General features: G+C 49.0%; 14 protein-coding genes. 3 read left to right on the top strand and 11 right to left on the bottom strand.

All coding sequences use genetic code 11. From position 1 onward, the window contains the following. Window positions 1-209 precede the first annotated feature (209 nt). Window positions 210-1,127 carry an ABC transporter ATP-binding protein gene (locus DFP95_RS14430; protein WP_115993462.1) on the top strand — a complete coding sequence of 306 codons (918 nt, stop codon included), beginning with the start codon at window positions 210-212 and terminating at the stop codon, window positions 1,125-1,127. Further along, on the top strand, window positions 1,120-2,076 hold the full coding sequence (locus tag DFP95_RS14425) for an ABC transporter permease (protein ID WP_115993342.1): 957 nt from the start codon (window positions 1,120-1,122) through the stop codon (window positions 2,074-2,076). The genes DFP95_RS14430 and DFP95_RS14425 overlap by 8 nt, the downstream gene beginning before the upstream one ends. A 53-nt stretch (window positions 2,077-2,129) precedes the next feature. Here the strand turns inward: DFP95_RS14425 and DFP95_RS14420 are convergent, their stop codons facing one another. From DFP95_RS14420 to DFP95_RS14375, 10 genes are all read right to left on the bottom strand, one after another. Next, the gene (locus tag DFP95_RS14420; RefSeq protein ID WP_115993341.1) at window positions 2,130-3,068 is read right to left on the bottom strand and encodes an aldo/keto reductase family protein; all 939 of its coding nucleotides are present in this window, start codon (window positions 3,066-3,068) and stop codon (window positions 2,130-2,132) included. Between the two features lie 137 nt (window positions 3,069-3,205). Then, window positions 3,206-4,471, bottom strand: coding sequence for an FAD-binding protein (locus DFP95_RS14415; protein WP_115993340.1), 1,266 nt, complete (start codon window positions 4,469-4,471; stop codon window positions 3,206-3,208). A 92-nt stretch (window positions 4,472-4,563) separates the two neighbouring features. Further along, entirely contained in the window at window positions 4,564-6,036 is a 1,473-nt protein-coding gene (locus tag DFP95_RS14410; RefSeq protein WP_115993339.1) for a protein adenylyltransferase SelO, read from the bottom strand. An 85-nt stretch (window positions 6,037-6,121) separates the two neighbouring features. Continuing rightward, entirely contained in the window at window positions 6,122-7,222 is a 1,101-nt protein-coding gene (locus DFP95_RS14405; RefSeq protein ID WP_115993338.1) for a GerAB/ArcD/ProY family transporter, read from the bottom strand. Window positions 7,223-7,267: 45 nt separating this feature from the next. Further along, on the bottom strand, window positions 7,268-8,458 hold the full coding sequence (locus DFP95_RS14400; RefSeq protein ID WP_181907427.1) for a Ger(x)C family spore germination protein: 1,191 nt from the start codon (window positions 8,456-8,458) through the stop codon (window positions 7,268-7,270). Further along, window positions 8,455-9,990: a spore germination protein gene (locus tag DFP95_RS14395; RefSeq protein ID WP_181907426.1), complete on the bottom strand. Its 1,536-nt coding sequence runs from the start codon at window positions 9,988-9,990 to the stop codon at window positions 8,455-8,457. The genes DFP95_RS14400 and DFP95_RS14395 overlap by 4 nt, the downstream gene beginning before the upstream one ends. A 155-nt stretch (window positions 9,991-10,145) precedes the next feature. Then, window positions 10,146-10,463, bottom strand: a complete 318-nt coding sequence (locus DFP95_RS14390) for a thioredoxin family protein (protein ID WP_115993335.1) — start codon at window positions 10,461-10,463, stop codon at window positions 10,146-10,148. A 112-nt stretch (window positions 10,464-10,575) separates the two neighbouring features. Continuing rightward, complete coding sequence (gene lspA / locus DFP95_RS14385) at window positions 10,576-11,034, bottom strand: signal peptidase II (RefSeq protein WP_115993334.1); 459 nt, start codon at window positions 11,032-11,034, stop codon at window positions 10,576-10,578. Window positions 11,035-11,099: 65 nt separating this feature from the next. Continuing rightward, window positions 11,100-11,555 carry a GNAT family N-acetyltransferase gene (locus tag DFP95_RS14380; protein WP_115993333.1) on the bottom strand — a complete coding sequence of 152 codons (456 nt, stop codon included), beginning with the start codon at window positions 11,553-11,555 and terminating at the stop codon, window positions 11,100-11,102. A gap of 59 nt (window positions 11,556-11,614) precedes the next feature. Further along, window positions 11,615-12,277: a formylglycine-generating enzyme family protein gene (locus DFP95_RS14375; protein ID WP_115993332.1), complete on the bottom strand. Its 663-nt coding sequence runs from the start codon at window positions 12,275-12,277 to the stop codon at window positions 11,615-11,617. A gap of 158 nt (window positions 12,278-12,435) precedes the next feature. Here DFP95_RS14375 and DFP95_RS14370 point away from each other — a divergent pair, with 158 nt between their 5' ends. Beyond that, a complete protein-coding gene (locus DFP95_RS14370; RefSeq protein WP_115993331.1) occupies window positions 12,436-12,882 on the top strand; it encodes a hypothetical protein in 447 nt (148 codons plus the stop codon). Between the two features lie 59 nt (window positions 12,883-12,941). Here the strand turns inward: DFP95_RS14370 and DFP95_RS14365 are convergent, their stop codons facing one another. Then, window positions 12,942-13,388 carry a tellurite resistance TerB family protein gene (locus DFP95_RS14365; protein WP_115993330.1) on the bottom strand — a complete coding sequence of 149 codons (447 nt, stop codon included), beginning with the start codon at window positions 13,386-13,388 and terminating at the stop codon, window positions 12,942-12,944. Window positions 13,389-13,404: the final 16 nt, after the last annotated feature.

Here is a 13,404-nt window from a genome sequence, read left to right as displayed (position 1 = left end):
AATACGACGACTGTATGTCATATTATGATTATTAATTTTCGTCTCCGATGATTTCATCTACGCTTATACATTGATTTTGCTATGTTGACACTCGACCAAAGTATAGGTTAGATACTCACCCCAAGCCCAATATCCGATCGAACCTGCGACGGTATACTTCATTTATTCAAGTGATTTCAGGAGGCTGAAGGTTCATGCAAGCAACGACAATGGAAACCGTATTGCAGCTACGGAACGTCACCAAGAAAATCGGCGGACGAACGATCGTCGACAATCTTTCTTTCGATGTCCCCGCGGGAGAAGTATTCGGATTTCTAGGCCCGAACGGTGCCGGCAAAACAACGACGATTCGAATGATCGTCGGATTGATCTCGATGACGAAAGGCGAGGTTATCGTTAAGGGAGTTTCCGTTCGCAAACAATTCGCGCAAGCGATGACGCATATCGGAGCGATCGTCGAAAACCCCGAGATGTACAAATTTCTGTCGGGTTATCAGAATTTGGTTCATTTCGCCCGTCGCCATTCCGGGATCGCGAAAGAACGAATCGATGAAGTCGTGAAGCTCGTCGGCCTTCAGAATCGGATTCACGAGAAGGTCAAACGGTACTCGCTTGGCATGAGGCAACGCCTCGGAGTCGCTCAGGCTATTTTGCATAGGCCGTCCGTCCTCATATTGGACGAACCGACGAACGGACTCGACCCCGCGGGTATTCGCGAGCTGCGCGACTATCTGCGAAAGCTAACTCGGGATGAAGGAATTGCCGTTATCGTTTCCTCTCACCTTCTGTCCGAGATGGAATTAATGTGCGACCGCGTGGCGATTATCCAAGGCGGCAAGCTTATCGACGTCCGCTCTTTGCAAGATACGACGGATTCCCCGCAAGCCAGAATTATGATCGATGTCGGCAATACGGCTCTTGCTTATCAAGTATTGACCGATTCCATCTCGGATTTGAAGATCTCCATCCTCGGCAAACAGCTCGAAATAGAGTCGGACAAAGCGCTTATTCCGGACATCGCAAGGTTATTGGTCAAAGCCGACGTTGATATCTATGGCATACACTCGTCTCATAAATCATTGGAGGATCAATTTCTGGAAATGACGGGAGGCGAGATGGTTGTCTAATTTTAGAGACTTATTGAGAAACGAAAATATGAAAATTTACCGTCGACCCCGTACTTGGTTAATGATCGGGTTCCTCATTCTGTCTTTACTCCTGATGAGCGGTTTGATGAAATACGATGAAGTTCGTAACGATAGCTCCGATTGGAAACAGCAAGTAACAGAGGAAAATCAAGTCTTACAGCAAGAAATTCAAAATAACGCTACAGCTGATCCGGACTTTGTAAAAAATATGGAAAACGAGATAAAGTTAAACGAATATTACTTGGAGCACAATCTTAATCCGAACGAACTTTCCATGTGGGATTACGTCAACACTTCAGCCATGCTCATATTGCTAGTAACGATTCTGACGGTTATCGTCGCCGCCGACATGATCGCCGCGGAATTCTCCTGGGGAACGATCAAGCTCTTGCTGGTCGGCCCAGCTTCCCGAACCAAAGTCATGCTCAGCAAGTATGTCGCGACGATGGGATTCGCTCTATTGTTGCTAATTCTCTCGTTTACGGTCGCCTTCGCGGCGGGAGCGGCGTTGCAAGGCTTCGGCGGATTAAGTCTTCCTCATCTATCGGTAAGCGCGGACGGTATCATCCACGAAAGCTCCATGATCGCGGACTCGTTGCAACAATACGGCTTCGCCATCGTATCGCTTCTTATGTATGTAACTTTCGCTTTCATGATCTCGGCCGCCTTTCGGAGCTCCTCGATGGCCATCGCCTTCTCTCTATTGTTCATGCTAGTAGGCAACTCGTTAACGATGCTCTTCAGCAGCTACGGCTGGGTGAAATACTTGTTATTCGCCAACATCGATCTGACCCGATATTTAGCCGGCAACGATCCGATTCGGCCGGAGATGACGCTCACCTTCTCGATCATGATGCTTGTCGCCTATTATGTCCTGTTCCAGCTTGTCTCTTGGCTGTTGTTTACGAAACGCGACGTTGCGGCTTAACGAATGCTAAAATGCCTCCATCCCGTCTAAACACGGTGATGGAGGCATTTGCGTTATGCTAGTATTTCTTCGATCTTTTCCAGCACTTCGTTCGAAAGCGTAACATCCGAGGCGCCGACGTTTTCCGTCATTTGCTCCGGACGGCTCGCTCCGACCAGGGCACTGGAGACATTCGATTGGCGCAGGATCCAAGCCAGCGAGAGCTGACCGATCGTGAGGTCTAGCTCCTTAGCGATAGCTCCCAGCTTCTTTACCTTCTCGATCTTCTCTTCGGTGATTCCTTTGCGAACCCATTCCAGCTTCGCGGCCCGGCTGCCTTCCGGAATATCGGTAGCCGAGCTGTATTTGCCGGTTAATAAGCCTTGCGCCAGAGGAGAGAAGACGACTTGTCCGATGCCGTTACGAGAACTTAGAGGAATGACTTCCTTCTCGATATAACGCTCGAACAGATTGTAGATCGGCTGATTGACGACGATGCGATCCAGCAAATATCGATCTGCCGCGGCCAATCCTTCGGCGATATTCGCTGCCGTCCACTCGCTGATGCCGACATAGAGCACCTTGCCTTGGCGAATCAGATCGTCGATCGCGCGCAGCGTTTCTTCGACCGGCGTCTCTGGATCATGGCGATGGCAATATAAAATATCCACATAATCGAGTCCGAGCCGCTTCAAGCTTGCGTTTGCTTGTTCCGTCACGTGCTTGCGAGAGAGTCCGCGGTCATTGGGACCGTCGCCCATCTGCCCGAACACTTTGGTAGCTAATACGTAAGACTCCCGCGGGTAAGCCCTCAGAGTTTCCCCGACGACGATCTCCGCTTCTCCACGCTCGTACACGTTTGCCGTATCGAAAAAGTTGATTCCCAAATCGTAAGCGGTTTCGATCGATTTCACCGCGTTTTCCCTTTCCACATAACCGCCGTACGTCAGCCAGCTTCCCAAGCTGATTTCGCTGACCTTCAAGCCGCTTCCGCCCAAACGCCGATATTTCATCCAATCGCACCTCTTTTCAAGAATTGGTTTCCATTGTTATGCATCTTCATTATAAGAATCCTGACTCGGAACCGAAAGTAGTGAAAATATGTTCATTAAATGATGCCCGGTATATTAGCTATACTTTTCCTCAGGTACTAATTGTCTATGATATATTCATTCAAAAAGGCATTTACGAACTTTCCTCCGGGGTCGCAACGAAGAAGCAGTCGTTGAAAGTCGGGCAGTTTCCCATAGAGGGAACGCAAGCGCGTTGACGGCATCGTGAACAGCTTGCCCCAGTGCGGTCGGGCGTTGAAAGGTTCAAGCTGCTGTTCAATGATAGGCAATACTTGTTGAACCGCGGGCCAATCCGCATGCCAAGTAAAGTGTATCGCAACCGAATCCTGCTCGTAGCAAGGGCTCATCCATAGATTGTCTTGCGCGACCGAGCGTACTTCCGAGACGTAGAGGAGCGGAGCTATACGATCCCGTATCCGCTCGATCGCGCACAATGCGAGATAGGCATCTTGTCGCGGCACGAAGTATTCGCTCTGCAGTTCCTCCCCGGCGCTTGGAGTAAAATTCATCCGAAAGTGGGGCAATCTCTCGAACCAAGGCCCCGGTATCCCCATCTGATCGTTGCAGTTTTCCGTTGCGTAACCCGGCACCGGGTGACGCGGTCCGCTTGCCCGCGTCGCGCCGTAAAACTCGGGCTCAGTCCGATCGTCGAATTGCTCCGATATTTTCCGCTTTAACCAGACTTGGTTGAAAGTCGCATCCTTCCAATCCGTGAAGAGACTGACGCTGTAAGCGCTTGAGAAAATGTCGTCAAAGTTGTCTTCGAGTTGGGCCAATGGCAAGTTGTCATAAACGGTTTGACTCATTCGATAATCCGGTACAACGTTCAAAGTGAGACTCGAGACCACGCCTAATCCCCCGAGCCCGACGATCGCTCCGTCGATGAAGCCGTCCGTTTGATCGCGGGAAAACCGGATCGTTTCCCCGTCCGCTTTAACGACTTCCATTGCGTGTACAGCGGTAGCTAGATTGCCGTTCAGATCGCCGGAACCATGCGTGGCAGTCGCGCAAGCCCCTGCGACCGAAATGTGAGGCAACGACGCCAGATTGTGCAACGCATATCCGTTAGCGTGTAAAAATTGGCACAGCTCCCCGTACCGAATTCCTGCTTCTACCGTCACCCTATTTCGAGTACGGTCTAACTCCGTCACTCGATTAAGCTTCTGAAGAGAGATTTGGGATTGGGTACAATCCGCGATTCCATTAAACGAATGACGCGTGCCCAGCACCTTCAACCGAGCGCTTCGGGCGACGATCTCCCGTACTTGCTCCATGTTGTCGGGAACATGGATTTCAGTGGCGCTATACCTGTAGTTACCAGCCCAATTCAGACTATTTTCCACGTTTACGCACTCCTTCTGGACCCGTTAGGATCGAAATTATCGCGGAAGCTTGTTTCTTTCCATATCTTACATCATATTCGTTAGAGGCAATATCACGTACCGCAATAGGTCTGGTAAGGAAACGATGTATCATCCGGCAGCTTAGAATATTCCACTTGCTCCGGGGTGTGGGCATATGGGCTCGAAAGAACATCCAGCAACCGATCCATCACTTCATAATTCCCGTTAACGGCAGCTTCCAGCGCGGCTTCTACTCGATGGTTGCGAGGAATAACCGCCGGATTGCTATTGCGCATCAACAGCTGCGAAGAAGCTTTCGGCTCGTCTTGCCTGCTAAGTCTCACCTTCCATAACTCGTGCCATTGATCGAATCCCGCAACGCCGAATACAACGGAATCCTCCGGTTTATCGAAAGTCAACGCGCGAAAGGTGTTGGTGTAATCCGCGCGATTGTTCTTCATCATTCCGAGCAAGCTTTCGATAAGGGATTCATCCTCGGGCTCTTCGTTAAAGATTCCCAGCTTCGCCCTCATTCCCGAGAGCCAATTCCGGCTATACGATTCCGTATAACCGGCAAGGGCACCCTCCGCCATCTCGATAGCTTTCGCTTCGTCGTCATGGAGCAACGGCAATAAGGACTCGGCGAATCTCGCCAGATTCCAACCGGCGATATTCGGTTGGTTACCGAAAGCATACCGGGCATTAACGTCGATCGAACTGAATACCGTTGCCGGATCATACGCATCCATGAATGCGCAAGGACCGTAATCGATCGTTTCACCGCTGATAGCCATGTTGTCGGTATTCATTACCCCATGAATAAAGCCGACGAGTTGCCATTTAGCGATTAGCGCGGCTTGCCTCTCGATCACTTTCCGAAGCAGGGAAAGATAGCGGTTATCTTCTTCCGCCGCATCCGGATAATGTCGCTCTATCGTATAATCGGCAAGAGCTCGTAACTCCTCTGCCGTTGTCCAGTTTGCCGCGTATTGAAAAGTACCCACGCGCAAATGGCTGGCGGCCACCCGGGTCATGATTGCGCCGGGCTGCTCGCTTTCGCGGATGATCGACTCGCCGGTCGTCGCCACCGCTAGGCTGCGCGTGGTGGCGATACCGAGGGCATACATAGCTTCGCTGATGATGTATTCGCGAAGCATCGGTCCAAGCGCCGCACGTCCGTCGCCTCGACGAGAATACGGCGTTGCGCCAGAGCCTTTAAGCTGGATATCGAATCGCTCTCCGGTAGGCGTGATCTGTTCCCCGAGCAGGATGGCCCGACCATCCCCTAATCTGTTGAAATGTCCGAATTGATGTCCCGCATAGGCTTGCGCTAATGGCAGCGCGCCTTCAGGAATTTCGTTACCGGCAAACGCCGCCGCGCCATCATCGGCTTGAAGCGCTTGAGCTTTCAACCCCAGGGAGGTTGCCAGCGGACCGTTAAGAACGATCAGCTTGGGTGCACTTACGGGTGTGGGATTTATAATGGTAAAAAGCGATTTAGGCAGACGAGCATAACTATTGTCGAAGTTCCATCCTGCTTCCGTAATTGCTTTATTCTTCGTCATTTCTTATCTCCTTAGCCAAACCCGCGATTGGATTATTCATAGTTCTCTTATATCATGCTCGCATGAAATAGTAAATTCGATAACATCAATTCAGACGGTTTACCGGTTTTCTTTTTAACATCGACAACGCCAGCAGGGTCAAAGGAATAACGATTATAAACGGGATAGAGTACAGAGGCCATACATTTTTAAGAAAGGACATAAGGTTCAACTGGTCGGGATGTAGGAACAGAGACAGCAAGAGCATGAGCAGCCCTATAGGTACGAGATAAAACCGAAAATTCCGGCTTCCAATCGTCTGGGACAGCGCTAGTGCCGATACCAATAGACAAACGCTCAGCTTCGTGAATTCATTGAAAACCCAAACCGTGAACACAAGCGGCTCGATCCGTTCGAAAAAGTCGGCGACCGCGATATACATGACGGATGTATAGGATGGAAACAGCTGTTTGCTTGCAATTTCCCCCAATACGAATATATTGACGAAGTGGGTAAACACGAGCATGGCGCCGGCAACTCCGATTACGCTAACGACGGTCTTCTTCACGGCGGCCGTCCGATTCACGTAGGGAATCAACATGGCGAATACGATCGTTTCACCCAATGGCACGGAGGCGATCTGTCCGGCACCCTTGAGGATAGGCGACCAACCGCTTTCGAGTATCGGGAATAAATTGTTCAGCTCCATATCGGGTATTAATAAAAAACTACCCATGAGCGTTGAAATCACGACGAACAGAAATAAAATGAGCGAGCACCTGCTTATGACCTCGATCCCCTTAAACGCGGTCCAAGCCACGACGGCAATCATTATCGCACCGACTATGATGGTCGGCGTCTTCGGTAGCAGAACGGCCCCCGTCATGTCCGTAAAACTCCGCAGTACGTAAGCCCCGAGGTAAAAGCTATACCAGAAGTACATGATCCCGACCGCTTTACCAATCCATGTACCCATAAGAAGATGCGCGATTTCCACGAGCGACTTTTGCGGGTACTTCGCGCATAGGAATGCGTATATCCAGTTGATCCCTATCCCCGCGATCGTTCCGATGATTGCGGATATCCATGAATCATGTCCGGCGGCATAACCGACGGGAAGCGTCAACAGACTGCCGAGCACATACACGAACATGAGCGTCCACAGCTCCATATTAGAGATCCGATCGTTTTGCCCGAAGTTAATCATCTCATCCGTCCCTTCTACGATGTCTGTTGCTTAGTCGCTCCATGATCATGATTCCCCGACTCCGTTCTCGGATAGTGAATTCGTGATAATTCCCGCTCTTCGGAGACTAATCTGTGCCGTTACGGTGACGTCGGCATCGGAGAAAATCGCATCCCATTTCGGACGAATCTTCTGCCATGTCCGATAATGAAAGAGATGCAGCTGCAGCCCGAACCCGAATATGTCGGCCTTCCATTCGGTTTGTGCCTTCCTTATTGTGCGAAGAGTCTGATCAGCGACCAATTTTCCCAACTCGTCTTCTATTAAGATTAGACTTCCCGACTGATTAAGGTCCAATTTGACGTTGGCTTCATTCAAGACGCCGGTCCCTTTAAGCACAATTCGAATCCTGGCTTTCTCGCCATTCATCGTCGTTTGGATCGTACTGCTCATTTTGTTCATTACGACGCCTACATTCCCGCCGCTTCCGGCTATAGATCCGGATATTATCTCTTGCTTCACTTCTTCTTTTATCCATCTGAGGCTTCTCGTTTCAATGTCGTTTAAATAGCCCTTTAACTTATATTTCTTAAACACGGCCGTCGAAGAAAGCTGATATAGGCTATACTTTTCTTCTTCTTTTACCGTTCCCGTAGGTGAAACCAGCTCAACGGCTCCCGTAACCGGTTCGATTCCATCGCGGGCTTGCATCATTAAGAAATCCCGAAAAGTCGCGGACACGCCAACGCCCGAACGTTCGAGCTCGCGAACTTCTTCGGAGGGAATGCGTTCTATGGGATGATCGTTTTTAAGAAATTCAATCGCTTCTTTACCTTTAGTAACGACAATATAGGTTCGTAGACGACTCCCGGGATCTCTGGAGTAGTAATCCAATATATCCTTTATTCCCTTTCGGGCGAGTGCTTCTCCAATGAAAACGACTCTTCGGTGGCCTTTGAAAAACCGGCGCGAAATCTTCTGCTGGATGCTTCTTTCCGCATCGTGAATGTTCGATCCCTTGGCCGAAACCACGAAATAAGTCTTTCCCAACGTACCCGAAGGAGAAACCTTGCCGTTGTCTCCTCCCGCGGCGACAGGGATCGGCACCAGAATCGATGTTTTCAATTGACCATCCTCTGTCAGGTCCAATGCGGACGCCATAAAAAAAGAAACGTCGTTCATTTCAACCCTATCCCAGCACCCGCTTAGCAAGGGGATTATTAGGAGCAAAGACAGTATCCGGTAGAGCTTGTTCATCCGCTTCCCTTCTCTTTCCCGGTCGGTTGAGGATGGAGGTATAACGTCCATAACGGAGCGCGAAATAAGGAGTCCTTCAGACCTTGCAGACTAACCGGAGCCGTCGGAAACAAATACGGTACGCCGAAAGATTTCAAACAGCAAAGATGGACCAGAATCAGCATTAGTCCCACCGATATTCCGTATAACCCGAACATCCCCGCAAGCAGGATCAGTGGAAACCGCAATATCCGAAAAGCGAGGGAAAAATTATAGCGTGGAATGGTGAAAGATGCGATGCCGGTCAGTGAAACGACGATAACCATCGGGGCCGATACAATTCCCGCTTGTACGGCCGCTTGACCGACTACCAACCCGCCTACGATGCTGACCGCTTGTCCGACTTGTTTCGGCAGGCGAACACCCGCTTCCCGCAATCCTTCGAAGGTAGCCTCCATCATGAGCGCTTCTACCAGTGCCGGGAAAGGAACCCCCTCCCTTGCGGACGCGATGCTAAGTAAAAGGTTCGTTGGAATCATTTGCTGATGGAAGGTCGTTAGAGCGACGTATAGGGAGGGCAGAAGCAAAGCGATCATCGCAAAGGATAGCCTAATTAATCGGATTAGATTGGCGTACAGCACCCGTTCATAGTAATCTTCCCCCGCTTGCAAGAAACCCCAGAAGGTCATCGGAGCGCTGATCGCGAAGGGGGAGCCGTCCACGATAATCGCCACTTGGCCTTGCAATAATCCGGCAACCAAATAATCGGGCCGTTCCGTTACGAGAAACTGCGGGAACGGCGAATAAGACTTCTCTTCGATTAATTGTTCGATATAGCCGGATTCCAGAACGACGTCGATCTGTATGTTCTGAATTCTCGATCGGATTTCTTTCAGGGTCGACTCGTTCGTAATCCCCTTCATATAGGCGATCGCTACTTCGGTTTGCGTAATTTCGCCTATCGTAAGCATTTCGATTTTCAAGCGCGAGGATCTGACTTTTCTTCTAATCAAGCTTGTATTCGTCCTTAGTATTTCCGTGAACGAATCGCGAGGTCCGCGAACCGTATTTTCCGTGGAAGGCTGTTCAACGGAACGGATATTGCCGCCTTGAATGCCGACTAGCAAAGCTTCCATTTGCTCTTCGATACATATCGCCACGGAACCCCTAAGTATCTCTTGCTCTATTATTTGAAATCGGGATGATTGGATCAGTTGGCTGTTCGTGATCAACCGATTTCGAAGAAAGGAGAGAAGCTCTGGGTTTGAATCGGACGACTCCGTTGAATCTCCTAGCATAAGAGGCTTCAGCAATGATTCTTCCAGCTGCTTCTCGTCGACTAGTCCAGCGATATATACAATAAAGGCGTTCTGTTGACCGCGTATTTGAAAGGAGCGGAAAATAACGTCGGAGCACCCGTTGAAAATAGCCCTTAACCTGGATTCGTTTTCATTAAGGGACGAGACCAAATCTTCGCCTTCCGTCGATCCGATTGTTTTATCTTGGAAGACGTTCGATCGCTTTTTTCTATTTCCGAATAATTGTTTAAACACCGCTCTCGTTCCCCCAATTTATGTAAATCGGATCTTCGAAAGTAGCTTTAGCTTCCTTGATTCTTTTTATGTGCGCATGGAAAAAAAAGGAGCCCGTCTATGCGGACTCCTCCTTTGGAATGACATGGTGCTTATCGCCCATCGTCAACAAAAGTCTATTGCAATTTTTCGAGATACTCCCGAATTTGCGACGGCGTTTTCGCGAATTTACTGTGCAGATGGTCCAGCTTCTGACCATTCTTGAACACCAACAGGCTAGGAATTCCTTTTACTTCGTATTTCTCCGCCAAGTTCTCGAATTGCTCCGAATCTACGGCGAAGAAGTTTTTATCCGAATGCTCGGTTACGATGTCTCCGATAAAACGATCCAGATTTTTGCAGTCCGAGCACCAAGTGGCATCGAATTTCATTATCGTGTATTTATCTTGGCCGATTTTCTCTTGAAATTGCTCTTGCGTCTCGATTCTATCCATTTCGTATTCCACCCTCGTCGCTTGTGATTGTATCATTATACATGTCCCAATTCATATAATCCATTCCGTATCGGCGAATGCTGCATCCTTATAGTTGCCTAAAGTTTATTCGTTAGAAGCATCGTCTATAATTTCGGCGTTTCAATAACGGAAGCACAAAGCTAACGATTAGCAGCAATACTCCGATCTGGATGGCATGATCCGCTAAGTTAAGCACGCCGTTCCCGGAACGCGAAACCAAAAAGTCCGTAACCCGCCCGAATAACAAGCGGTCGATTCCGTTGCCGATAGCGCCTCCGACTAAGAAGGCGAAGCTAATCTCGCTTAACTTCCCCTTAAACGTGCCCGCCCTACGATAGTAGATCACGCCGACAACGAAAAGTACGGCTACGATTCCAAAAATCCGAGCATAGCCTTCGAGTAAACCGCCGGCCATTCCGCTATTCTCGATATGGGTCATTTGAATTCCCCACAAGGTAAAGTTATCGTCAAGCTTCAGGTTTGCGCGTATTAAAATTTTGGTTATTTGATCGACGAGAACGACAAGGATAGCTATTCCATAAAATAACATGCGTTTATACCGCCTCCAATAATAAAATAGCATTCCCAACTGGCAGGAATGCTCCGCAAATAAAATCACAACTCCTTGGTCATAAATACGCTGTATGGATCCTCTACGTAATTCGCGAACGGTCCGCATTCAATGAACCCAAGCCCCGCATATAACCGCTTAGCCGGTTCGAAAGCTTCCATTGAACCCGTCTCTAAGCTTAAGCGCACATAACCTCGTCGCTTGGCTTCCTCCAGCATGTGTTCAAGCAGTCGTTTGGCAACGCCTTTCCTGAGATGGCGCGTAGAAGTTCGCATGGATTTGATCTCCGCATGTTGACCGTCAAGCTCTTTCAACGCGCCGCAACCCATTAATTCATCTTGGTCCCATACGCTCCAGAACGTAATATTCGGTTTTCTCAATTCCTCGAGATTTAGCGCATGGGTACTCTCCGGCGGCGAAAGCGAGGCCATGCTTCGAAGATGCTCCTCCAACAATTCAGCCACTTCGGATCCCGTTAAATCATCTATTTTGATATGCAACACGATCACTTCGCAATCTATATATGATTATACTAGTATAAGTTTTATCGGATCTATACTCAAATATCCAATCCGGTCGCGCTCCTGGCCAACCGGAATCCAAGATCGTCGATGCTGAAGTTCGGATGGCTGCGACGTCGGCAAGTCGACCCGCAACCCCTGGCTTCTTCAGCCCAACTTCCGCCTCGGAATATCCGATAGGAGCCGTATACCTTCTCGTCGTACAGATCCCAGCACCACTCCCACACGTTTCCTAACATGTCGTATAGCCCCCACGCGTTCGGTTCTTTCTTTCCGACTTCATGGATTACGGCACCCGAGTTTTCCTCATACCAAGCAATTCGGTCAAGTTCTCCGTATCGATATCCGCTAGTTCCCGCTTTGCATGCATATTGCCATTCGGCTTCCGAAGGAAGACGATACCCGTCGGCTTCCCAGTCGCACTGGATCTCTTCTTCGCCATCTCCGCCTCCGGAATAACACTCTTTCAAGCCTGCGTTTCGCGAGAGAAGATTACAAAACGATACCGCGTCGTTCCAAGAAATATTCACGACCGGCGTGCGATCTCCGACATGAGTCGTGGATGATCCTCCGATCGTCGCATAGTAAAGCTCCGTCGTTACGGGAATCGAGGCAAGTATATACGCTTTTATCTCTACCGTCCATTTGCGATTAATCCGATCGTCCCTTAATTCGATCTCGCCGCCTGGAATGATTACCATGGCTTTACCCTCCCACTTTGATCAGCTCCAATTAAATAAAAGTTATCTCATTAAATCCAATTTGGCAATTCACTTTGCACAATCACTAGCTTGGTTACATGAATATTTTAACGATTATCCGAATCATTTTCGTTATTTATTATTCCAGAGGGCGTGATATGACCTTGCCGAAAAAGAAGAAGTTCCTTTACCGCGATCCTAAGTATGGATTCCTTATGCGCCTTCCCTGCCGATGGCGAAACTATATTGTCGTGAAGAGAACAAAGCGAATTTCGGAAGCGAAATATGCCGTATTTTTCCTATTCAAATACAAAGGAAAGGTGTATGAAGAGGCGTTAACCATACTCGTGTACCGGATGCCTTTGAAACGATGGCGCGAATATTACGAAGGCTCGCCCATTCAATTCCTCGCTCAACGAAGCGGTCTCGTATTTGCCTACAGTACGCCGAGCGAGCTTCCCGACGATTTCCTCAACGAATCTAAGGAAGACTACGATTACAAAAAATACGGCAGACCGATTCGTCTGCTGAAACGAATGGTAAACGCGGACGTCCCGAATATCGTCAATACTTTTCGGCTAGCGATCATTTCAGGCAAGCGCTGAGCGCAAAAAAAATCCAATTCGGAAAGAATTGGATTTTTTCGCGTTTATTAAATGAAAGCTTATAGTCCGAAATCGCTCGCGGGAAGCTTAAGCTCGCGGCACATTTCCCTGATGACGTTTTTCTCTTTCTCATCGAAGTCCCCGTCAGCAGCGCCGATCGCGCAGCAAACGCTGATGATAACGCGCGCCACATCCGGTTTGTCCTTGAACTTAGTGACCGATTTCATGGCTTCCGCTTTGCCGATCATATGATCAAAGTCGAAATTACTCGTGAAATGGTTGAATCTCTCGATGACCTTCGGCATTTCAAATACTTTAAGCTCTTCGTTGTGGTTAATATACCCGGCCATTTTTTGTTTCTCGACGCCGTCGATCTTACCATCGGCCGCAGCCACGATCGCGCAACCGGCAACGACCGCATCCATAAAGTCTTTATTCTTGAACTTAGTTACCTGATCCTTCAGTCCTTGACGCATTGAGGACAATCTTTGAGAAAATGTGCTCATGAAATAATTCCTCCTT

This window comes from Cohnella lupini (assembly GCF_003386205.1).
Lineage (GTDB): Bacteria > Bacillota > Bacilli > Paenibacillales > Paenibacillaceae > Cohnella > Cohnella lupini.
The sequence above is the reverse complement of the archived record's forward strand: the minus strand, read 5'-3'. Positions and strand labels throughout refer to the sequence as shown.

Bases quoted from the DNA above. Each gene is read 5' to 3' on its own strand.
- DFP95_RS14430 (WP_115993462.1), top strand. From the start codon at position 210: ATGGAAACCGTATTGCAGCTACGGAACGTCACCAAGAAAATCGGCGGA.
- DFP95_RS14420 (WP_115993341.1), bottom strand. From the start codon at position 3,068: ATGAAATATCGGCGTTTGGGCGGAAGCGGCTTGAAGGTCAGCGAAATC.
- DFP95_RS14410 (WP_115993339.1), bottom strand. From the start codon at position 6,036: ATGACGAAGAATAAAGCAATTACGGAAGCAGGATGGAACTTCGACAAT.
- DFP95_RS14405 (WP_115993338.1), bottom strand. From the start codon at position 7,222: ATGATTAACTTCGGGCAAAACGATCGGATCTCTAATATGGAGCTGTGG.
- DFP95_RS14400 (WP_181907427.1), bottom strand. From the start codon at position 8,458: ATGAACAAGCTCTACCGGATACTGTCTTTGCTCCTAATAATCCCCTTG.
- DFP95_RS14390 (WP_115993335.1), bottom strand. From the start codon at position 10,463: ATGGATAGAATCGAGACGCAAGAGCAATTTCAAGAGAAAATCGGCCAA.
- lspA (WP_115993334.1), bottom strand. From the start codon at position 11,034: ATGTTATTTTATGGAATAGCTATCCTTGTCGTTCTCGTCGATCAAATA.
- DFP95_RS14375 (WP_115993332.1), bottom strand. From the start codon at position 12,277: ATGGTAATCATTCCAGGCGGCGAGATCGAATTAAGGGACGATCGGATT.
- DFP95_RS14370 (WP_115993331.1), top strand. From the start codon at position 12,436: ATGACCTTGCCGAAAAAGAAGAAGTTCCTTTACCGCGATCCTAAGTAT.
- DFP95_RS14365 (WP_115993330.1), bottom strand. From the start codon at position 13,388: ATGAGCACATTTTCTCAAAGATTGTCCTCAATGCGTCAAGGACTGAAG.